The 18,590-nt window shown below is 71.7% G+C and carries 23 protein-coding genes; 20 read left to right on the forward strand and 3 right to left on the reverse strand.

Annotation, left to right across the window (positions count from 1 at the left end):
- The first annotated feature begins 118 nt into the window (after positions 1–118).
- The 10 genes from DEI98_RS15470 to DEI98_RS15515 all read left to right on the forward strand — a co-directional run bounded on the left by DEI98_RS15470 (position 119) and on the right by DEI98_RS15515 (position 8,262).
- Complete coding sequence (locus DEI98_RS15470) at positions 119–1,216, forward strand: type I restriction endonuclease (protein WP_111101227.1); 1,098 nt, start codon at positions 119–121, stop codon at positions 1,214–1,216.
- Between the two features lie 122 nt (positions 1,217–1,338).
- The gene (locus DEI98_RS15475) at positions 1,339–2,142 is read left to right on the forward strand and encodes a sulfite exporter TauE/SafE family protein (protein ID WP_111101228.1); all 804 of its coding nucleotides are present in this window, start codon (positions 1,339–1,341) and stop codon (positions 2,140–2,142) included.
- Complete coding sequence (locus tag DEI98_RS15480; protein ID WP_181438059.1) at positions 2,139–2,774, forward strand: DNA alkylation repair protein; 636 nt, start codon at positions 2,139–2,141, stop codon at positions 2,772–2,774. The genes DEI98_RS15475 and DEI98_RS15480 overlap by 4 nt, the downstream gene beginning before the upstream one ends.
- A 152-nt stretch (positions 2,775–2,926) precedes the next feature.
- Complete coding sequence (locus DEI98_RS15485) at positions 2,927–3,847, forward strand: aminoglycoside phosphotransferase family protein (RefSeq protein WP_111101230.1); 921 nt, start codon at positions 2,927–2,929, stop codon at positions 3,845–3,847.
- A gap of 145 nt (positions 3,848–3,992) precedes the next feature.
- Positions 3,993–5,186 carry a zinc-dependent alcohol dehydrogenase gene (locus DEI98_RS15490; protein ID WP_110865531.1) on the forward strand — a complete coding sequence of 398 codons (1,194 nt, stop codon included), beginning with the start codon at positions 3,993–3,995 and terminating at the stop codon, positions 5,184–5,186.
- Positions 5,186–6,271, forward strand: coding sequence for an NAD-dependent epimerase/dehydratase family protein (locus DEI98_RS15495; protein ID WP_111101231.1), 1,086 nt, complete (start codon positions 5,186–5,188; stop codon positions 6,269–6,271). The genes DEI98_RS15490 and DEI98_RS15495 overlap by 1 nt, the downstream gene beginning before the upstream one ends.
- Positions 6,272–6,514: 243 nt before the next feature.
- On the forward strand, positions 6,515–6,871 hold the full coding sequence (locus tag DEI98_RS15500) for an SHOCT domain-containing protein (protein ID WP_111101232.1): 357 nt from the start codon (positions 6,515–6,517) through the stop codon (positions 6,869–6,871).
- Positions 6,871–7,122: a hypothetical protein gene (locus tag DEI98_RS15505; protein ID WP_111024922.1), complete on the forward strand. Its 252-nt coding sequence runs from the start codon at positions 6,871–6,873 to the stop codon at positions 7,120–7,122. Before DEI98_RS15500 ends, DEI98_RS15505 begins: the two co-directional genes overlap by 1 nt.
- A gap of 9 nt (positions 7,123–7,131) precedes the next feature.
- Complete coding sequence (locus DEI98_RS15510; RefSeq protein ID WP_111101233.1) at positions 7,132–7,563, forward strand: DUF6314 family protein; 432 nt, start codon at positions 7,132–7,134, stop codon at positions 7,561–7,563.
- Positions 7,564–7,596: 33 nt separating this feature from the next.
- The gene (locus DEI98_RS15515; protein ID WP_111024920.1) at positions 7,597–8,262 is read left to right on the forward strand and encodes a pentapeptide repeat-containing protein; all 666 of its coding nucleotides are present in this window, start codon (positions 7,597–7,599) and stop codon (positions 8,260–8,262) included.
- 60 nt (positions 8,263–8,322) lie between these two features.
- On the opposite strand, the gene DEI98_RS15520 is transcribed toward DEI98_RS15515, so the two are convergent.
- Positions 8,323–9,330, reverse strand: a complete 1,008-nt coding sequence (locus tag DEI98_RS15520) for an NAD(P)/FAD-dependent oxidoreductase (protein WP_111101234.1) — start codon at positions 9,328–9,330, stop codon at positions 8,323–8,325.
- A gap of 58 nt (positions 9,331–9,388) precedes the next feature.
- On the opposite strand from DEI98_RS15520, the gene DEI98_RS15525 reads away from it, so the two are divergent.
- Positions 9,389–10,006: a helix-turn-helix domain-containing protein gene (locus DEI98_RS15525; RefSeq protein ID WP_111101235.1), complete on the forward strand. Its 618-nt coding sequence runs from the start codon at positions 9,389–9,391 to the stop codon at positions 10,004–10,006.
- A gap of 9 nt (positions 10,007–10,015) precedes the next feature.
- On the opposite strand, the gene DEI98_RS15530 is transcribed toward DEI98_RS15525, so the two are convergent.
- Both DEI98_RS15530 and DEI98_RS15535 read right to left on the reverse strand, forming a co-directional pair.
- Positions 10,016–10,660 carry a hypothetical protein gene (locus DEI98_RS15530; RefSeq protein ID WP_111101236.1) on the reverse strand — a complete coding sequence of 215 codons (645 nt, stop codon included), beginning with the start codon at positions 10,658–10,660 and terminating at the stop codon, positions 10,016–10,018.
- A gap of 111 nt (positions 10,661–10,771) precedes the next feature.
- Complete coding sequence (locus DEI98_RS15535) at positions 10,772–11,527, reverse strand: glycosyltransferase family 2 protein (RefSeq protein ID WP_111101237.1); 756 nt, start codon at positions 11,525–11,527, stop codon at positions 10,772–10,774.
- 147 nt (positions 11,528–11,674) lie between these two features.
- Between DEI98_RS15535 and DEI98_RS15540 the strand changes: the two genes are divergently transcribed.
- The 9 genes from DEI98_RS15540 to DEI98_RS15580 all read left to right on the forward strand — a co-directional run bounded on the left by DEI98_RS15540 (position 11,675) and on the right by DEI98_RS15580 (position 18,396).
- The gene (locus DEI98_RS15540; protein ID WP_111101238.1) at positions 11,675–12,514 is read left to right on the forward strand and encodes a hypothetical protein; all 840 of its coding nucleotides are present in this window, start codon (positions 11,675–11,677) and stop codon (positions 12,512–12,514) included.
- The gene (locus DEI98_RS15545) at positions 12,511–12,954 is read left to right on the forward strand and encodes a phage holin family protein (RefSeq protein ID WP_051597109.1); all 444 of its coding nucleotides are present in this window, start codon (positions 12,511–12,513) and stop codon (positions 12,952–12,954) included. The genes DEI98_RS15540 and DEI98_RS15545 overlap by 4 nt, the downstream gene beginning before the upstream one ends.
- A complete protein-coding gene (locus tag DEI98_RS15550) occupies positions 12,951–13,523 on the forward strand; it encodes a DUF3618 domain-containing protein (RefSeq protein WP_027467152.1) in 573 nt (190 codons plus the stop codon). Before DEI98_RS15545 ends, DEI98_RS15550 begins: the two co-directional genes overlap by 4 nt.
- Positions 13,524–13,602: 79 nt before the next feature.
- Complete coding sequence (locus DEI98_RS15555; RefSeq protein ID WP_071245883.1) at positions 13,603–14,028, forward strand: MarR family winged helix-turn-helix transcriptional regulator; 426 nt, start codon at positions 13,603–13,605, stop codon at positions 14,026–14,028.
- A gap of 58 nt (positions 14,029–14,086) precedes the next feature.
- Positions 14,087–14,728 carry an MBL fold metallo-hydrolase gene (locus DEI98_RS15560; RefSeq protein ID WP_071404855.1) on the forward strand — a complete coding sequence of 214 codons (642 nt, stop codon included), beginning with the start codon at positions 14,087–14,089 and terminating at the stop codon, positions 14,726–14,728.
- Between the two features lie 54 nt (positions 14,729–14,782).
- Complete coding sequence (locus tag DEI98_RS15565) at positions 14,783–15,472, forward strand: HAD family hydrolase (protein WP_071404856.1); 690 nt, start codon at positions 14,783–14,785, stop codon at positions 15,470–15,472.
- 98 nt (positions 15,473–15,570) lie between these two features.
- Positions 15,571–16,053: a GNAT family N-acetyltransferase gene (locus DEI98_RS15570; protein WP_111101239.1), complete on the forward strand. Its 483-nt coding sequence runs from the start codon at positions 15,571–15,573 to the stop codon at positions 16,051–16,053.
- Between the two features lie 52 nt (positions 16,054–16,105).
- Positions 16,106–16,726 (forward strand): TetR/AcrR family transcriptional regulator, encoded by a 621-nt coding sequence (locus DEI98_RS15575; protein ID WP_258367298.1) that lies wholly within the window; start codon positions 16,106–16,108, stop codon positions 16,724–16,726.
- Positions 16,723–18,396, forward strand: coding sequence for an MDR family MFS transporter (locus DEI98_RS15580; protein ID WP_110865609.1), 1,674 nt, complete (start codon positions 16,723–16,725; stop codon positions 18,394–18,396). Before DEI98_RS15575 ends, DEI98_RS15580 begins: the two co-directional genes overlap by 4 nt.
- The last annotated feature ends 194 nt before the right edge of the window (positions 18,397–18,590 follow it).

Genomic DNA, 18,590 nt, shown 5'->3' on the forward strand with positions numbered 1-18,590 from the left:
CACCCTCCTTGCGCGCCCCGTACGAGCGGTTCGTGGTAGCCCACGAACGGGGGCGGGACAATCGGCCCATCGTTGACAGGTCTTCAACTAGCGTTGCAGCGACCACAGGGGAGGAACAATGGAGTTCGAAGAGCGTCTCGCTGCGCTGGCGACGAAGGTGCAGAACCAGCGCGAGGCCATACAGACCGAAGAAGCGACGAAGAACGCGTTCGTCATGCCGTTCATCTCGACGATCCTGGGTTACGACGTGTTCAACCCGCTCGAGGTCGTGCCCGAGTTCACGGCGGACGTGGGCGTGAAGCGCGGCGAGAAGGTCGACTACGCGATCATGCGCGACGGCGAGGTGCAGATCCTCATCGAGTGCAAGAAGTCGACCGAGCCCCTGAAGATCGAGCACGCGTCGCAGCTGTTCCGGTACTTCTCCGTCACGAACGCCCGCATCGCGGTGCTCACGAACGGCGAGGTCTACAACTTCTACACGGACCTCGATGCGCCGAACAAGATGGACGACCGCCCCTTCCTCGTCCTCGATCTCGCCGACATCGACGAGACCCTGCTGCCGGAGCTCAGCAAGCTGACCAAGGACGTCTTCGATCTGGACTCGGTCATCAGTGCCGCCGAGGAACTCAAGTACGTCGGTTCCATCAAGCGAGCCATCGCCGCACAGTTCCGTGAGCCGGAAGAGGACTTCGTTCGCCTCTTCACGACGCGCGTCTACGACGGTCGCTTCACCCAGGAGGCCCGTACCCAGTTCACGACGCTGGTTGCGAAGGCGTCGAAGCAGTTCCTGAACGAGCAGGTGAACGACCGGCTCAAGACGGCACTCGGCGCTTCGTACAGTGCCCCTGTCGGAGCCGAAGCCCCCGCCGAAGCGATGACGAGCGCGGCCGTGGCTGAGGATGACCTCGACCGCGACACCGAGATCGAGACCACGCTCGAGGAACTCGAGGGCTACCAGATCGTCAAGGCGATTGCCTGCAGCGAGGTCAAGCCCGATCGCATCGCGCACCGGGACCAGAAGTCGTACTTCGCCGTCCTGCTCGACGACAACAACCGCAAGCCCATCGCGCGCCTCTGGTTCAACGGCAAGAAGCAGAAGTACCTCGGGCTGTTCGACGAAAACAAGGCGGAGACGAAGCACCCGATCGAGAACCTCGACGACATCTACCTGCACGCTGCAGCGATTCGGGAAGCTACTCAGCGATTCGCGAGCTGACGTTCGCTTCGTGAGCAGAAATGGTCGGGTCGCCCTCGGGGACCCGACCATTTCTGCACTCCAAGTGCGGGCAGCCTCGCACGGTGCGAGGGCGCGCCCGCGGCGCGGATAGCCTGGGCGGGATGAGGAAGCGCGGCGGAACGGTGCTCGTGTTGGTGGCGATCGGGGTCCTGGCGGGCGTCCTGTCCGGGCTGTTCGGCGTCGGTGGTGGGGTCATCGTGGTGCCGGCGCTCATGGCCTTCGCACAGATGGACCAGCGTCGGGCCTCGGCCACCTCGCTCGTGGCGATCGCCCCCGCGGCCGTCGTCGGCGCGGTCACCTACGCCGTGCAGGGCGAGGTGCACTGGCTCGCGGCCCTGACCCTGGCGGTCGGGAGCGTCATCGGCGCCCCGATCGGTGCCCGGCTGCTCCGTGCCCTGCCGCTCCGCGCGCTGCCGTGGATCTTCGTCGGGTTCATCGCCGTCGTGCTCGTGTCGCTGTTCACCACGGTGCCGACCCGCGGTGGCGAGGTGCACTTCGGCGTCGTCGAGGCGATCGTCCTGCTGCTGCTCGGGCTGCTGTCGGGCGTGTTGTCCGGGCTCGTCGGCGTCGGCGGCGGGGTCGTCATCGTGCCGGGGCTCGAGGTCGTGCTCGGTGCCGGTGACCTGCTGGCGAAGGGCACGTCGCTGCTCACGATGGTGCCGACGTCGGTGTCCGGGACGGTCGCGAACCTCCGGCGTCGCGCGGTCGACCTGCGGGTCGGCCTGACGGTCGGCATCACCGCCGCCGTGTGCTCGCCGGGTGGTGCCGTGCTGGCGCGGCTGGTCGACCCGCAGGTCGGCACCTGGCTGTTCGCGGCGTTCCTGGTGGTCGTCGCGGTCATCGTGCTCAGCCGCGGACGTCGGAGGGCACCACAGAACGACGCGAGCGAGGGGGAGGTCGCGTGACGGGCCTCCAGGCGGGGCGCGACGCTGAGGCCGTGCTGGCGGCGTTCGCCCGCACCACCGGTGACGTCGCCGCGGCCCGGAGGGTCGCGCGGCAGTTCCACGACCTCGACGAGGGCGAGCGTTCGGCGCTGCTCTGGAGCGAGGACGACGGCGCGAAGCTCGTCGCCGTCCTGCTGCTCGTGCAGGCGATGCGGGCGCACCCCGACCCGGAGCTCACCGACGAGTACCTGTCGGCGGCGAAGGCCGAGCGGTTCGAGGACCCGGTGCTCGTCGACCTGGCGGCCGAGGAACTCGTCGGCGCACCGTTGCTGGGCGCTTCGACCGGCCCGCTGTTCGCGCTGGCGAAGTCCGACGTGGCGATGGTCCGCCGGATCGCGGTCGTCGCGACCCTGGCGTTCGTGAAGCAGGGCGACGCCGAGGTGCCACTCGGGATCGCCGGTCGCCTGGTGCGGGAGCGCAGCGAGACGGTGCAGTCGGCGCTCGGGTTGGTCCTGCGCGAGACGGGGAAGCGGGCGTCCGAGGCGGCGCTCGTGGCGTTCCTCGAGCAGAGTGGCCGGTTCCTCAGCCCGGCCGCCCGCCGGACGGCGACCGAGCACCTGCCGCCGGGGGAGCGTGACCGGCTGCGGGGCTGACAGCGCTCGCGGTCGTGCGGGAGGCGTTGCTCGCCCTGGCAGAACCCGCCTGAGGCGGCGGCCGGGAGGCCCGGTGCGGGTCCGACCCGCCGCTGGCCGCCGTCGCGCGCCGGCCCCACCGCCGTGCCGGGTCCGACGCCTAGGCTGCGGGCATGCACACCGAGGTGCCCCGGATCGACGCCGGACTCGTCGAACGACTCGTCGCGGAGCAGTTCCCCGACTGGGCCGACCTGCCCGTGCGCGAGGTCGACCACCAGGGCTGGGACAACCGCACCTACCGGCTCGGGGACGCCCTGTCGGTCCGACTGCCGAGCGCGGCCGGCTACGTGCCCGCGGTCGAGAAGGAGCAGGACGTCCTGCCGTACCTCGCCCGGCGGCTGGACGTCGCCGTCCCGGAGCCCGTGGCGCTCGGGGAACCAGGCCAGGGGTACCCGTTCCCGTGGTCGGTGCGGCGGTGGCTCGACGGGGTGCCCGCCGTGCAGCTCGACGACCTCGACCACGAGCGCTTCGCTGCCGAGGTCGGTGCCGTGCTCCGGCAGCTCCGGAGCGTCCCGGCGACGGGCGGCCCCACCGCCGGCGCGCACTCGTTCCACCGGGGGGAGCACCCGTCCGTGTACGACGCCGAGGTGCGGACGGCGCTCGACACGCTCGGCGGCGGCGGCGGCGGCGGCGGCAGCAGCAGCGGCAGGACCGGCGGCGCCGTCGTCGACCGCGGCGCGTGCGAAGCGGTCTGGGCCGAGGCCCTCGCCAGCCGCTGGGACGGGCCGGCCGTCTGGTTCCACGGAGACGTCGCCCCGGGCAACCTGCTCGTCGACGACACCGGGGGGCTGTGCGCGGTGATCGACTTCGGCACGTGCGGCGTGGGCGACCCGGCGTGCGACCTCGTGCTCGCGTGGACGATGCTGGACGGCCCGGCGCGACGGGTGTTCTGGCAGGCGGTCGACCTGGACGACGACACGTGGGCGCGCGCCCGGGGCTGGGCGCTGTGGAAGGCGCTCATCATGCTCGCCGGCAGTGCCGGACCGGGTGGTCGCGACGAACACGAGCGGGTCCTCGCAGCCGTCCTCGCATGAGGTCGCGACCACCGCTGCCCACCCGCGCCGACGTGCGCGAGGGGGACGCGGGGCTGGGAGCGTCCACGGGGCGGGCGCGTACCGAGGAGGGGAACGCGAGTCGTGCCTCCAGGCAGGCTCGAAGCGACCACGAGAGGAACGCAACGTGCGCGCACTGACCTACCAGGGCACCGAGAAGGTGTCCGTCGAGACCGTCCCCGACCCGACCATCCAGGAGCCGACCGACGCGATCGTGCGGATCACCTCCACGGCGATCTGCGGCTCCGACCTGCACCTGTACCGCGTGCTCGGCCCGTACATCGACCGCGGCGACGTCCTCGGCCACGAGCCGATGGGCATCGTGGAAGAGATCGGATCCGGCGTCACGAACCTGAAGGTCGGCGACCGGGTCGTCATCCCCTTCAACATCTCCTGCGGCCACTGCTGGATGTGCCAGCACGGCCTGCAGTCGCAGTGCGAGACCACCCAGGTGACCGAGTACGGCACCGGTGCCTCGCTGTTCGGCTACACGAAGATGTACGGCCAGGTCCCGGGTGGCCAGGCGGAGTACCTGCGCGTGCCGCACGCCGACTACGGCCCCATCGTCGTGCCGGACGACGGCACCCCCGACGACCGCTGGCTGTTCCTGAGCGACATCCTGCCGACCGCGTGGCAGGCCGTGCAGTACGCACAGGTGCCCGAGGGCGGCACGCTCGCCGTGCTCGGCCTCGGCCCGGTCGGCCAGTTCGCCGCCCGCATCGGCAAGCACCTCGGCTACCGCGTGCTCGCCGTCGACCCCGAGCAGGTCCGCCGTGACCTCGGGGCGAAGCACGGTGCCGAGGTGTTCGACCTGACGAAGGACCTGGTGCCCGAGCTCGTCGACCTGACCGACGGCCGTGGCCCCGACGGGGTCGTCGACGCCGTCGGCATGGAGGCCCACGGCAACCCGATGGCGGGCTTCGCCCAGCGCGCCGCCGGCCTGCTGCCCGACAAGCTCGCGCAGAAGGCGATCGAGACCGCCGGCGTCGACCGGCTGGCCGCCGTGCACGCGGCGATCGACCTGGTCCGTCGCGGCGGCACCGTCTCGCTGAGCGGTGTCTACGGCGGCATGGCCGACCCGATGCCGATGATGACGCTGTTCGACAAGCAGATCACCATCCGCGAGGGCCAGTGCAACGTGAAGCGCTGGATCGACGACATCATGCCGCTCGTCTCCGACCCGTCGGACCCGCTCGGCACGCTCGACCTGACCACCCACCGCGTCTCGCTCGAGGATGCCCCGCACATGTACGAGGTCTTCCAGAAGAAGCAGGACGACTGCGTCAAGGTCGTGCTCGACCCCGCGATGGCCGCGGCCTGATGCGCATCGTCGTCGTCGGTGCGACCGGCAACGTGGGGACGGCGGTGCTCCGCCGGCTCGCGGCTGTGCGCGCTGACGGCGACGGGGACACCGGCCGTCACGCCGCCGGTGACGTCGCGCGTGACGCTGCTGGCGTCCAGATCGTCGGCGTCGCCCGGCGGCTGCCGGACCTGCGCGCGGAGCCGTACGCCGCCGCCGTCTGGCACGCCGTGGACGTCGGCGCCGCGGACGCCGTGGACCAGCTCACGGCCGTGTTCCAGGGCGCCGATGCCGTCATCCACCTGGCGTGGGCGCTCCAGCCGACGCACGACATCCCCGCGCAGCACCGCACGAACGTGACCGGGACGGCGAACGTCCTGGCGGCCGTCGCGCGCGCCGAGGTGCCCCAGGTCGTCGTCGCGTCGTCGGTCGGTGCCTACCGCGGAGTGGACGTCGACGGCAAGCGCACCCCTGTGGACGAGAGCTGGCCCGCCGACGGCATCCCGACGGCGACGTACTCGATCCACAAGGCCGCCAACGAAGCGGCCATGGGCGCGTTCGAGGCCGAACACCCCTCCGTGACCGTCACCCGGCTGCGCCCGGGACTGATCTTCCAGCGGGACGCCGCCGCCGAGATCCGAGGGCTGTTCCTCGGACACCTCGTCCCGATGTCGATCGTGCGGTGGATCCGCTGGCTCGTGTTGCCGCTGCCGTACCCGTTCGTGTTCCAGGCCGTGCACGCCGACGACGTCGCCGACGCCTACTGGCGCGCGGTCGACCGACGGGCCGCGGGGGCGTTCAACATCGCCGCGTCGCCCGTGCTCAACCCGCCGAGACTGGCCCGGGCCTTCGGCATGCTCGGTGCCGTCCGGATCCCGCTGCGGCTGCTGCGCGGGATCGTGACGGTGACGTGGCGGCTGCGGTTGCAGCCGACGGACGCCGGGTGGATCGACATCGCGGCCGGCGTGCCGATCATGCGGACCGACCGTGCCCGGTCGGTGCTCGGATGGGAGGCCCGACACACCTCCGAAGAAGCGTTGCGTGCACTCGTGGCCGGGTTCGCGGACGGTGCGAACGTTCCGGGGTCGGGGCCGCTGCGCGGCTGAGCGGGTTGGGGCTGGCAGGGGTGGTGCGTGGCGCGCTGGCTGGTGGGGCTCGCGCTGCCTGGTGGGGCTGGCGCTGCCTGGTCGAATCGGGCGTACCGGGTGATTTCGGGCGTACCTGGTCAGAAGTTCCGACCAGGTACGCCCGTTTCCACGTTCCATCGCGGGCGTTCTGGGAAGGAACGCCCGCTCGTGTTCCCCGTGTCGCGCTACGCTTCGCTCGTCGTTGTGAGAAGGGGGAGTGCGATGGTGCTCAGTTGGTCCGCGTTCAGTGAGCTCGAGGGTCCGGGGGAGTCGGGGATGCCCGACCTGTTCGACGGCTGGTTCGGCATCGCGTTCGGGGTCGTCGCCGCGTTGGCGATCCTCACGACCCTGACGATCGTCATCCTGTCGCTCTACCGCGGCAAGCGGATGGCCGACCGTGGTCAGAACCCGCTCACCATGCAGGAGGACATCGCGTACCAGGCGATGCAGAGCCGCACGTTCGCACCGGACAAGCCACTCGAACAGCGGCTCGCCGAACTCGACGACCTGCACGCCCGCGGCGTGATCTCCGACGAGGAGCACCGCAGCGCCCGAGCCGAAGCGCTGCGCGGACGATGATGGCCTCCGAAGAAGTGCAGAACCCCCTGATCCCGCCGGTCTACGACCTCGTCTGGACCCTGCTGATGGCACTCATCGTCATCGCGGTCATCGTCGCCGTGTGCATCGCGGTCGTCCGCAGTCGGCGCCCGCACGGTGCCCGTCGGAGCTCGCCGGAACAGCGGCTCCTCGAACTCGACGAGCTGCACGCCCGCGGGGTCATCACCGACGACGAGCGCCGAGCCGCGCGGGCCGAGGCCCTGCGCGGTTAGCCTGGTCGGGTGCTGCTGCCGACGGACCTGCTCGGGGTGTGGGACCTGCACCGCACCGTGCACGACCACTGCGCCGGTGCCACGGGGACCGTCACCGGGAAGACCACCCTGACGCGGGTCGGTGACGACGAGGTGCGCTGGGACGAGTCGGGCGTGATGACCTTCGACGGTCGGACGACGCCCGTGTCCCGGACCCTTGTCCTGCGGCGGACGAGTACCGGCGTGGCGCATCGCGCCGCCGGCGGCTGGACCGTGCACTTCTCCGACGGTCGAGTGTTCCACGACTGGGTCTGGGGCACGAGCGTCGCCCACGCCTGCACCCCGGACGACTACACGGGTGCCTTCGACGGCGACGAAGACCGCTGGACGGTGCGGTGGGAAGCGCGCGGCCCGGCGAAGGACTACCGGCTGGACAGCGTCCTCACCCGACCCCGGTCGTGACCCGGGGTCGGCGGTCACCGCCAGACTGGGGGCATGGCACGCTCCTCCGGCACCGACGCCCCGCGCATCACCCTGACCGAACCGACGAACCTCGAGGACTGGGCGCCAGCACCCGGTGACGTCCTGACGGGTGACCGCATCGAGGGCAAGCGCATCGACGTCCTCGACCTGGCCGGCGAGCGACTGCCCGACCTGGAGATCGAGGAGTGCGTCATCGACACGTTCCGAGGCGACGACGCGGACTTCCGTGGGCTCCGGGTCCGTGACTCGATCATCGACTCGCTCGACGCCCCGATCCTGCGGGCATCGAGCAGCACGTGGCGCGAGGTCCGGGTCTCCGGCGGTCGCGTCGGCTCGGCGGAGCTGTACGACTCCGGGCTGAACGGCGTCGAGTTCGTCGGCATGAAGTTCGGGTTCGTGAACCTGCGGGGCTCGACGATCACCGACGTGGTGTTCCGTGACTGCGTCATCGACGAGCTCGACATCGCCGACGCGAAGCTGCTGCGGGTGTCGTTCGACGGCAGCAGCATCCGCGCCGCCGAGGGGTCGAACACCCGCATCGACCACGTGGACCTGCGTGGAGCGGACCTCGATCGGGTCGAGCGGCTCGAGGGGTTCCGCGGGGCCACGATCGGCGCCGACCAGCTGTACACGCTCGCACCGCTCCTGGCTGCGCAGGCCGGCTACCGCGTCGACTGACCGAGCCCGGGTTTCGCGCTCACCGACACTCCACGCCCACCCGGCCCCGCGAACTGTCGCTCAGCGCGAAACTTCGGCCGCGCCGATGGCCGCACCGGCGCCCGCGCCCACCCCGGCCAGCGCCGCCACCAGGTCGGCCTGCACCAGGTCGCCGTGCACCGCCGCGCCCGTCTGGGTGCCGGCCGCCGCCGACGCGATGACCGTCGCCATCGGGGCCGTCACGTTGCCGGCTGCGTAGACCCCGCGCACGGCGGTCTGCCCGGCGGCGTCCACGGTCAGCGCCGTCGCGAACCGGTGGTCGCCCATGAACTGGTCGGTGGCGGCGAGTCCGAGCCCGGACAGGAACCCCACCCGCGCCTCGGGCCGGCTCGCCGTGGCCAGGGCATCGAGCTCGACGAACGACCCGTCGCCGAGCCGGACCCCGGTCAGCCGGTCACCCTCGGAGACCACGGCGGCGACGGGGCCCTCGATGACCGAGATGCCGCGGGCGGCCAAACCAGCCAGGGCGGTGTCGTCCATCAGGGCCCGATCGGTCAGGAACGCGGTCACCCGATCGCTCAGCGCCCGGAACATGAGCGCGTGGTGCGCGGCGTTCGGTGTCGTGACGAGGACCCCGATCCGCTGGTCGCGGATCTCCCACCCGTGGCAGAACGGGCAGTGCACGACCCCGCGCCCCCACTGCTCGGCCAGGCCCGGGACCTCCGGCAGGACGTCCACGGCGCCGGAGGCGACGACCAGCCTGCGCGCCGTGACGACCTCGCCCGAGTCCAGCGTGACCGAGAAGCCGACCGGGTCGTGACCGTCACCGGTCGTGGCGGACGTGGCCACGATCCTCCCGGCCGTGACCTGGACGCCGTAGGCGGCGACCTCGTCGCGACCGATGCGGACCAGCTCGGCGGGCGCGACGCCCTCGTGGCCGAGGTAGTTGTGCGCGCCGGCCGCCGGGGCGTTGCGGGGCTCGCCGGAGTCGACGACGAGCACTGAGCGCCGCGAACGGCCGAGGATGAGGGCGGCGGAGAGGCCGGCGGCCGAGCCGCCGATGACGATGACGTCGAAGTGTGCAGGCATTCGCTGATCATGCGGCGGTTCGAGCGTGAACAGCAACGAAGTTTGCCGGTGTGGCAACATGGCGGACATGGGACACGGCAACCAGGACACGACCGCCCCGCGCACGACGGCCGACGTCGTCGACGGGGTCGGCCCCCGCCTGCGCGCGCTGCGCGCCCACCGCGACGTGACGCTCGCGGCACTGTCCGAGCAGACGGGGGTCTCGGTGAGCACCCTGTCGCGGCTCGAGTCCGGCCAGCGGAAGCCCACGCTGGAACTGCTGCTGCCCCTCGCGCGGGCGTACCAGGTGCCCCTCGACGACCTGGTCGGCGCACCGCAGACCGGCGACCCGCGCGTGCACATGAAGCCCGAGGTGCACGGCGGCCGCGTCGTCGTGCCGCTGACGAAGCGGACCGGCGGGGTGCGCTCCTTCAAGCAGCTGTTCCCGCCGAACACCCCGGGTGGGGAGCCGTCGCTCAAGACGCACGAGGGCTACGAGTGGCTCTACGTGCTGTCCGGACGGCTCCGGTTGGTGCTGGGGGAGCACGACCTCGACCTGGGCCCCGGAGAGGTCGCCGAGTTCGACACCCACACCCCCCACTGGATGGGCAACGTGACCGACTCCGTCACCGAGGTGCTGTGCCTGTACGGGCCGCAGGGTGAGCGGGCGCACGTGCGGTCCCGCCCCGCCCGGTGACCCCCTGCGTCAGTCCGTGAAGACGTTCGCCACGACGTCGTCGAGCAGATCGGTCGTCTCGATGTTCGACTGCTGGATGTGGATGCCGAGGTCACCCCGCGTGAAGTACGTGTCGCCGTCCGTGACCGGGTACTGCGAGTTCTTCGAGACCTTCTGGCACAGGTACCCGTCGGACTCGTCGCCGCAGTCGTAGCCCTTCGCGCTGAGCTGCTCGAGCGCCTCACGGGCTGCGGTCGGATCGACGGCGTCGACCGCGATGGACAGGTACGAGATGTCGGCCTGCGGCTCCCGCCACACGCAGTACAGGCGCTTGCCGTCGCCCTGCAGCGCCGGGGTGAACGAGCTCTTCGGGATCGCGATCGGGTCGCCGACGACCGACGGGTCGTTGAGCGGTGCCGATGCGAACGCCTTGTCCCACTTGCCAGGGGTGATCAGGTCGGTGCAGCTGGCCGGGACGGTGACGGTCTCGTCGCTCGGGGCCCCGGTGTCGGTGGGGCTCGGAGCGGTCGTGGTGTCGGTGGGGCTCGGTGCCGTCGTCGGGTCGGCTGCGGTGGTCGCGGTGTCGCTCGCCGGTCCGGCCGGTCCGGCCTGGGCGCAGCCGGTCAGGGCGAGGCCCGCCGCCAGCAGGGCAGCGAGCGTGATCGTGTGGCGCATGGTTCCCCTTCGTCCGGTCGCGTCAGGTCGTGACCGTCGCTCACGAACGTATCGACCGGGGGCCGCGGTGGCTGAGACCGTCACCGATTCGTTGTCCCCCGACCCCGTCGGTCAGCGGCTGCGCCACCACCGCCGCGACCGCGACTGCGATCGCAGCCGTCGCGCCCACCGGCGCACCGGGTTCGCCCGCCGGCCGTTCACGCGGAACGTGTGGAGGGCGCGTCGCGTCCGCACCCAGACGGACGGGAGGCCCGCCAACGGTCGCGCGGACACCTGCACGGTGAGCACGGGGTCGGCCACCACCCGCCAGGCCGGGTCGAGCTGCATGCTCAGGTCGACGTCGTCGTGCACCTCGGCGTCGTCGCGGTGCGCTCGCCCACCGACCGCGGCCCAGGTCGACCGGCGCATCGCCATGGCGGACCCGAACAGCGGCGGACGCCCGAGCGCGCTCCACATCAGGACGAAGTACGGGCCCATGTACACGGCGTTCCACAGTCGGCGCACCACGGCGCCACCGTTCCGCGGCCGGCCCGGACCGGTGACCGCGACGACCTCGGGGTCGGCCAACAACCGGACCGCGTCGGCGATCCAGGACGGCGGCGGGACGGAGTCGGCGTCGAGCCGCACGACGACGTCGCCGGACGCCCGGTCGTAGCCGCGCGCCGAGGCCCGGGCGATCCCGCGCACCGGCTCCGTGAGCACGACCGCACCGGCGTCCCGGGCGACCGCCGCGCTGTCGTCAGAGCTGCCGTTGTCGACCACGACGACCTCGTCGGCCGGGCGGGTCTGAGCTGCGAGGGCGGCGAGGCACCGGCGCAGGTGCACGGCGTCGTCCCGCACGGGGATCACGACCGAGACACGGGGCATCCGTCGATCCAACCGGCTTCCACCTGTGCGGATTGCCGGACCGCGTTTCCCGGCATTCCTGGGTCCTGGCCCAGAGGGCAGCGCGCACGTTCGATGGCGAAACGCCCCCGGTGCACGCCGGGGACGACGACAACCGGAAGGCCGACCATGACCACGAACCCACCCGGGAACGACTCCGGGACGCCCATCCACGACCGCACCGCAGCCTCCGAGGGCCACGAGGTCGCCCCCGGCGTGACCGTGCCGTCGTACGCCAGCGGTACCCCCGCCGCGCGGCCCACCGACCCCGGTGCACCCCAGACCTACGACCCGTACGGCGACAGCGCCGCCGAGATGCCGTTCGACGCACCCCTCGACGCCGTCCCGGCCGACGAGCAGCTCCCCGCCGTCCCGTCCGCGGCATCCGCCGGCAGCGTTGGTGGCTCCGGCAGCACCGGCAGCGGCTCCGGCTCCGGCAGTGACTCGGGCAGCGGCTCCGGCAAGGCCGACGCGGCCAAGGGTGCCGCGCAGGACGTCGCCGGCGACGCCAAGGAGAAGGCCGCGAACGTCGCGGGCACCGCCAAGGAGCAGGCGTCGAAGGTTGCCTCCGAGGCGACCGACCACGCCAAGCAGCTCTACGGCCAGGCGTCCGAGAACCTCAAGCAGCAGGCCGGCGAGCAGCAGCAGCGCGCTGCCGGCGGACTCCGCTCCCTCGGCGAGCAGCTCGGTCGCATGGCCGAGAACGACGACGAGCAGGGCGTCGCCTCGAAGGTCGTCCGCGACCTGTCGGGCCGCGCGACCTCGGCCGCCGGGTTCCTCGAAAACCGCGACCCGGGCTCGCTGCTCGACGAGGTGAAGACCTTCGCCGCGAAGCGCCCCGGCACGTTCATCGCGATCGCCGCCGGTGCTGGCCTGCTCGCCGGACGCCTGACCAAGGCGCTCGCGACCGAGGTCAAGCACGAGAAGGAGGCCGGCGACGGCACCACCGGATCGGGGAGTGGCGTATGAGCCAGTCCGTCCCCGGCGCGACACCCCTGGGTGAACCGACGCCCGAGGAGCGCGCCGCGACCACACCGCTCGGTGAGCTGCTGTCCGACGTGTCGCGTGACCTCTCCAGCCTGTTCCGGCAGGAGGTCGCCCTCGCGAAGGCCGAGCTGACCGACTCTGCGAAGAAGGCCGGCAAGGCGGGCGGGATGTTCGGCGGCGCTGGACTCACCGCCGTGTTCGCCCTGCTGTTCCTGTCGATCGCCGCGTGGTGGGGCCTCGGTTACCTGATCGGCAACGCCTGGTCCGCCCTGATCATCGCGGTCGTCTACGCGATCGTCGCCGCGATCCTGGCCGTCCGCGGGCGCAAGGAGATCAAGGAGATCAAGGGCGCCCCGCAGACGGTCGAGACCGCCAAGGAAGTCCCCGAGACACTCAAGCCCAACACCGGGAGGAAGCCATGAGCACCCCAGACGAGATCCGCGCCGACATCGAGCGCACCCGCGGCGAACTCGGCTCCGACGTCGACGCCCTCGCCGACAAGGTCAGCCCGTCGTCCATCGCCCACCGCCAGAGCGAGAAGGTGAAGGGCCGGTTCCAGGACGTCCGTGAGTCCGTGATGGGCGCGGCCCAGTCGGCCCGCTCGAGCGCCTCCGGTTCCGCCTCGGGCGCGACCGGCCAGGCGAAGGACGTCGCGCAGAAGGGCGTCGAGAAGGCGAAGGGCAACCCCCTGGCCGTCGGCCTCATCGCGTTCGGTGCCGGTTGGCTCGTGTCGTCGCTCCTGCCGACCACCGAGAAGGAAGAAGAGCTCGCCGGTGAGCTGAAGGACAAGGCTGCACCGCTCGTCGACGAGGTCAAGGAGCAGGCGAAGGACGTCGGCTCGCAGCTCGGCGACGTAGCGAAGGAGCACGCGCAGGACCTCAAGGGGACCGCGCAGGACGCCGCGCAGGCGGTCAAGGGCGAGGCGCAGGGGGCCGCGTCCGACGTCAAGGACAACGCGCAGGGTGCGGCGGACGACGTCCGCAGCAGCTGAGCAGAACCCCGTGACGGACAGGAGGCGCGGTGCCAGCTGGCACCGCGCCTCCTGTCCGTGACGCGGTAGCGTTCCGGGCATGGACCCGATCGACGAGCTCGCTGCGGAGCTCCGACAGTCCATCGGCCGGGTCGTGCGTGCCGCACGACGCGAGGCGGACGCGCTGCCGGCCACGCACACCACCACCCTCGGGTTCCTGCACCGCGAGGGCCCGATGACGATCGCGGAACTCGCGCGCCGCCGCGGGGTGAAGCACCAGGGGCAGTCCCGCACGGTCGGCGAACTGGCCGAACTCGGGTACGTCGACCGGACGGCGTCGGACACCGACCGCCGAGCGTCGGTCATCCGGATCACGGACGCCGGCCGGGCCGCACTGCAGCGGGACATGGACGCCCGCACGGACTGGCTGGCCGACGCGATCCGCGAGGAGACCGACGCCGAGGAGCGTGCGCTGCTCCGCCGTCTGCCCGAGCTGTTCGAGCGGGTCGCGCGCCGGGCCGACTGAACGACTCCTCACCTCCTGGGCGACCGCAGAAGTACAACACGGCTGTACAGTTGTGCGCATGGAGTTGACGAAGTACAACCACGCCACCGTCGTCCTCGAGCAGGACGGCGTCACCCTCGTCATCGACCCCGGGGTGTTCACGCCCGAGGCCGTCGACCTCGTCCGGGGAGCAGCGGGCGTCCTCGTCACGCACGACCACCCCGACCACTTCGACATCGACGCCCTGCGCGCGGGACTCGCCGCGAACCCGGACCTCGTCGTCCGCGGTCCGGAGACCGTCGTGGAGCAGCTCGGCGAACACCACGGCCGGGTCGCAGCGGTGCGCGCCGGCGACACGATCACCGTCGGACCGTTCTCCGTCCGGGTCTTCGGCGAGCAGCACGCGGTCATCCACCCCGACATCCCGTCCACCGCGAACGTCGGCTACCTGGTGGACGACGCGGTGTTCCACCCGGGCGACGCGTACCTCGAGCCCGGCGTCCCGGTGCCGACCCTGCTGCTGCCGACGAGCGGGCCGTGGACGAACACCGCCCAGGCCGTCGACTACGTGCGCGCCGTGGCGCCGGAGCGGGCCGTGCAGATCCACGAGGCGATGCTGAGCGAGCTCGGCCAGCAGTCCGCCGCGCGCTTCCTCGGCCCGGACGGTCTCGGGCCGGTGCCCGTCCTGATCCTGCCGGCGGGGGAGACGATCACCGTCTGACGGACGCGGGCGGCCCCTGGGAGGCGATCCGGGCCTCCCGAGCAGCATGGTGTGATGGCCGACGCACCCACGACAGCAGTCCTCTTCGACATCGACGGCACCCTCGCCGACTCGAACTACGCGCACATCGACGCGTGGTGGCGGGCGTTCCTGGCGGCGGGGGAGTCCGTCGACGCCTGGCGGATCCACCGCGCGATCGGGATGGACTCGGCGAAGCTGCTCGAGACGCTGCTGCCGGACGCGTCCCAGGAGACCCGCGACACCGCCAAGCAGTTCCACACCGCCTACTACGCCGAGCAGATGCCGCGGCTCCGGCTGCTGCCGGGTGCACGCGAACTCCTGCAGGCCGTCGCCGAGGCCGGGCACGCCGTGGTCCTGGCGACCAGCGCGCCCGAGCACGAACTCGCCCGCCTGCGCGACCTGCTCGACGCGGGCGAGTGGGTCACCGCCGAGACCAGCTCCGAGGACGTCGAGCAGGCGAAGCCGGACCCCGGCATCATCCGGGTCGCGCTCGACAAGGCCGGGGTCTCCGCCGACGACGCCGTGATGGTCGGGGATGCCATGTGGGACGTCGAGTCCGCCGGCAAGGTGGGGGTACCGTGCGTCGGCGTGATGACCGGCGGCATCGGCGGCGACGAGCTCCGCGGTGCCGGGGCGGCAGAGGTGTACGACGACGCGGCGGCCGTGCTCGCGGCGTTCCGCGCCGGCGAGGGCCCGATCGCGGCACTCGGCCAGCGCGACTGACGGGCGGCGCCGGTCCCGCTCGATCGGCGGCGCCGGTCCCGCCCGACGGCCGCCCTCGGTTTCCGCGTCGTCGGTCGCCCGTGCCAGGATCGACGTTCGTGATCACGATCGAACGCGTGTCCTGGGACGACCCCCGCAGCGTGGTGCTCCGCGCCCGCATGGACGACGAGATGCACGAACGCTACGGGTCGGCGAACGCCGGCGAGGACCCGGCGGTCACCGCCGAGCGGGGACGTGCGCTGAGTGTCGACCCGTCGACCGTCGTCACGTCGATCCTGGCCGTCGACGAGTCCGGCGAGCCGGTCGGGCACATCGCCGTCCGACGTCTGGGCGACGAGGTCGAACTGAAGCGCCTCATCGTGCTGGCCTCCGCGCGTGGCAAGGGTGCGGCCACCGCGTTGCTCGACGAGTGCGAGCGCGTCGGCCGTGAACTCGGCGCCCCGCGGCTCATCCTGCAGACCGGCGACAAGCAGCCCGACGCCGTGGCGCTCTACCGCAAGACCGGCTGGGACCAGATCGACGTCTACGAGCCCTACGTCGCGACGATGCCTTGGTCGTTCTGCTTCGAGAAGACCCTGTAGCCCGGCCCCACCCCGTATTGCACTTTCAGCAGGAGAGTGCAATTCTTGCTCGGTGAGCACCACCGAACGCACCCGCGCGCTGCGCCGACGCATGATCGTCGAGGCACGTCGGGCGACGGTCGAACACGGGCTGCACGGCTTCACGATCGAGCAGCTCTGCGAGACCGTCGGGGTGTCGCGCCGCACGTTCTTCAACCACTTCGGGTCGAAGGACGACGCCGTGCTCGGCATCGAGCTCAACGCCGACGTCGAGGCGATCGATGCCTACGCCGCGGGCGGGATCGTCCCCGGCGAGCTCGACCCCCTCGGCTCGATCGTGGCGCTGGCGATCGACCAGTTCCACCGGGTCGGCATCGCCCGCGCCGACGAAGCCCTGGTCCGCCGGGTGTTCGAGCGGGAGCCGGCACTCGTCGCACGGTTCCTGTCGGCGACCGACGTGCAGCTCGCCCGGATCACCGTGGCCCTGCGGCGACGGTTCGGGTGGGACGACCCCGCCGACCGCCGACCGCGACTGGTCACCGAGGCCGCGGCAGCCTTGATGAAGGCCACCGCGACCGAGTACTTCGACGACGCTTTCGACGAGGCCACCGGGCCGACGTTCGACGAACTGCTCACCGAGAACCTCCGCCTGCTCAGGGCGGTCACCACGACCGAACGGGAACACACCACATGAGCGCCACCGCGCCGGGCACCACCAAGCGTGCCCGCCCAGGCTCCGACGGCCCGCTGCTCCTGACGCAGCGTCGCATCTGGATCATCTTCTCCGCCCTGATCGCGGGGATGCTGCTCTCCAGCCTCGACCAGACCATCGTCTCCACCGCGATGCCGACGATCGTCGGCGAGCTCGGCGGCGTCGCGCACCAGGCCTGGCTGACGACCGGGTACCTGCTCGCCTCCACCATCGTGATGCCCGTCTACGGCAAGTTCGGCGACGTCCTCGGCCGACGCAACCTGTTCCTCATCGCGATCGCGCTGTTCACCATCGCGTCGGCCGGGTGCGCGTTCGCCACGGACTTCACGCAGCTCGTGGCGTTCCGCGCCATGCAGGGGCTCGGCGGCGGCGGCCTGATGATCCTGTCGCAGGCGATCATCGCGGACATCGTCCCGGCCTCGCAGCGCGGCAAGTACCTCGGCCCGCTCGGTGCGATCTTCGGCCTGTCCGCCATCGGTGGCCCGCTGCTCGGTGGCTTCTTCGTGGACCACCTCACCTGGAACTGGGCGTTCTACATCAACATCCCGGTCGGCATCGCGGCGTTCTTCGTGGCGTGGTTCGCGCTGACCCTGCCGAACAAGAAGGCGACGAAGCGCATCGACGTCCTCGGCGTGCTGTTCATGTCCGCAGCGACCACGTGCCTGGTGTTCTTCTCGGAGTTCGGCGGCAGCAAGGACCACGGCTGGGACGCCCCCGAGACCTGGGCCTGGTTCGCCGGTCTCGTCGTCTCGGCAGCGCTGCTGGTGTTCGTCGAGTCCCGTGCGCAGGACCCCGTGCTCCCGCTGTCGTTCTTCCGCAACCGCACCTTCCTGCTGGCCACCGGCATCGGCCTGGTGCTCGGTATCGGCATGTTCGCCGCGATCGGCTTCGTCCCGACGTTCCTGCAGATGGCCTCGGGTACCTCGGCTGCGGTCTCCGGCCTGCTGATGCTGCCGATGATGGCCGGTCTGATCGGCACCTCGATCGCCTCGGGTGTCCTGATCACCAAGACCGGGCGCTACCGGATGTTCCCGATCGTCGGCACGGTCCTGGTGGCCATCGCGATGCTCGCGATGACCCAGCTGGCGGCGGACACCCCGATCTGGCTCATCTGCGCGTACCTGTTCGTCTTCGGTGCGGGGCTCGGCCTGATCATGCAGGTGGTCGTCCTCGTCGCGCAGAACGCCGTCCCCGCCGAGCAGGTCGGCACCGCGACCTCGACGAACAACTACTTCCGCGAGGTCGGCGCCTCCCTCGGCACCGCCGTCTTCGGCGCGCTCTTCACCGCGCGGCTCACGACGTCGCTGACCGACGTGTTCCGCGGTGCCGGTGGTTCGGCGACCGATGCGGCGTCGTCGGCGGGGAGCATCGACCCGTCGACCGTCGCGGGCCTGCCGCCGGCGGTGCAGGACGGCGTCGTGAACGCCTACGCCGACTCGCTCGCACCGGTGTTCTGGTACCTGCTGCCGTTCATCGCGGTGGCGTTCCTGCTCGCGCTCTTCCTGCCGCAGATCACGCTCTCCGACACGGCCGGCATGGTCGCCCGTGGCGAGGCCGTCGGCGGCGAGGAGGCCGACGAGCTCGAGCGGGCGCAGCGCGCGGCCCGTGCGGAGCACGCGGCGGCGGAGCCGGCGGACCGCACGCAGCAGTAGCCAGCCTCGCGAAAGCGACAGATCTGCGCGGAACGTCCGCGGACATCTGTCGCTTTCGCGGTCCTGCCGGTCGGTGGGCGGCGAGATCTGTCGCCATGGCGGGGTGGTCGCGCCCGTCGCTCCCTGGAGGCGCGGTGCGGGCTGGCACCGGGCCTCCAGGCCGGCGCGTCCGCGCCCACGGCGCGTGGCCAGCC

The organism is Curtobacterium sp. MCLR17_034, from assembly GCF_003234485.1.
Classification (GTDB): Bacteria; Actinomycetota; Actinomycetes; order Actinomycetales; family Microbacteriaceae; genus Curtobacterium; species Curtobacterium flaccumfaciens.

What these genes read in the sequence shown, in the direction of transcription:
- DEI98_RS15535 (WP_111101237.1), bottom strand. Translation starts at nt 11,527, where the DNA reads ATGCCCCGTGTCTCGGTCGTGATCCCCGTGCGGGACGACGCCGTGCAC.
- DEI98_RS15505 (WP_111024922.1), top strand. Translation starts at nt 6,871, where the DNA reads ATGGCCTCCGAAGAAGTGCAGAACCCCCTGATCCCGCCGGTCTACGAC.
- DEI98_RS15485 (WP_111101230.1), top strand. Translation starts at nt 2,927, where the DNA reads ATGCACACCGAGGTGCCCCGGATCGACGCCGGACTCGTCGAACGACTC.
- DEI98_RS15515 (WP_111024920.1), top strand. Translation starts at nt 7,597, where the DNA reads ATGGCACGCTCCTCCGGCACCGACGCCCCGCGCATCACCCTGACCGAA.
- DEI98_RS15495 (WP_111101231.1), top strand. Translation starts at nt 5,186, where the DNA reads ATGCGCATCGTCGTCGTCGGTGCGACCGGCAACGTGGGGACGGCGGTG.
- DEI98_RS15550 (WP_027467152.1), top strand. Translation starts at nt 12,951, where the DNA reads ATGAGCACCCCAGACGAGATCCGCGCCGACATCGAGCGCACCCGCGGC.
- DEI98_RS15545 (WP_051597109.1), top strand. Translation starts at nt 12,511, where the DNA reads ATGAGCCAGTCCGTCCCCGGCGCGACACCCCTGGGTGAACCGACGCCC.
- DEI98_RS15525 (WP_111101235.1), top strand. Translation starts at nt 9,389, where the DNA reads ATGGCGGACATGGGACACGGCAACCAGGACACGACCGCCCCGCGCACG.
- DEI98_RS15520 (WP_111101234.1), bottom strand. Translation starts at nt 9,330, where the DNA reads ATGCCTGCACACTTCGACGTCATCGTCATCGGCGGCTCGGCCGCCGGC.
- DEI98_RS15500 (WP_111101232.1), top strand. Translation starts at nt 6,515, where the DNA reads ATGGTGCTCAGTTGGTCCGCGTTCAGTGAGCTCGAGGGTCCGGGGGAG.
- DEI98_RS15580 (WP_110865609.1), top strand. Translation starts at nt 16,723, where the DNA reads ATGAGCGCCACCGCGCCGGGCACCACCAAGCGTGCCCGCCCAGGCTCC.
- DEI98_RS15555 (WP_071245883.1), top strand. Translation starts at nt 13,603, where the DNA reads ATGGACCCGATCGACGAGCTCGCTGCGGAGCTCCGACAGTCCATCGGC.
- DEI98_RS15565 (WP_071404856.1), top strand. Translation starts at nt 14,783, where the DNA reads ATGGCCGACGCACCCACGACAGCAGTCCTCTTCGACATCGACGGCACC.
- DEI98_RS15475 (WP_111101228.1), top strand. Translation starts at nt 1,339, where the DNA reads ATGAGGAAGCGCGGCGGAACGGTGCTCGTGTTGGTGGCGATCGGGGTC.
- DEI98_RS15560 (WP_071404855.1), top strand. Translation starts at nt 14,087, where the DNA reads ATGGAGTTGACGAAGTACAACCACGCCACCGTCGTCCTCGAGCAGGAC.
- DEI98_RS15470 (WP_111101227.1), top strand. Translation starts at nt 119, where the DNA reads ATGGAGTTCGAAGAGCGTCTCGCTGCGCTGGCGACGAAGGTGCAGAAC.
- DEI98_RS15530 (WP_111101236.1), bottom strand. Translation starts at nt 10,660, where the DNA reads ATGCGCCACACGATCACGCTCGCTGCCCTGCTGGCGGCGGGCCTCGCC.
- DEI98_RS15540 (WP_111101238.1), top strand. Translation starts at nt 11,675, where the DNA reads ATGACCACGAACCCACCCGGGAACGACTCCGGGACGCCCATCCACGAC.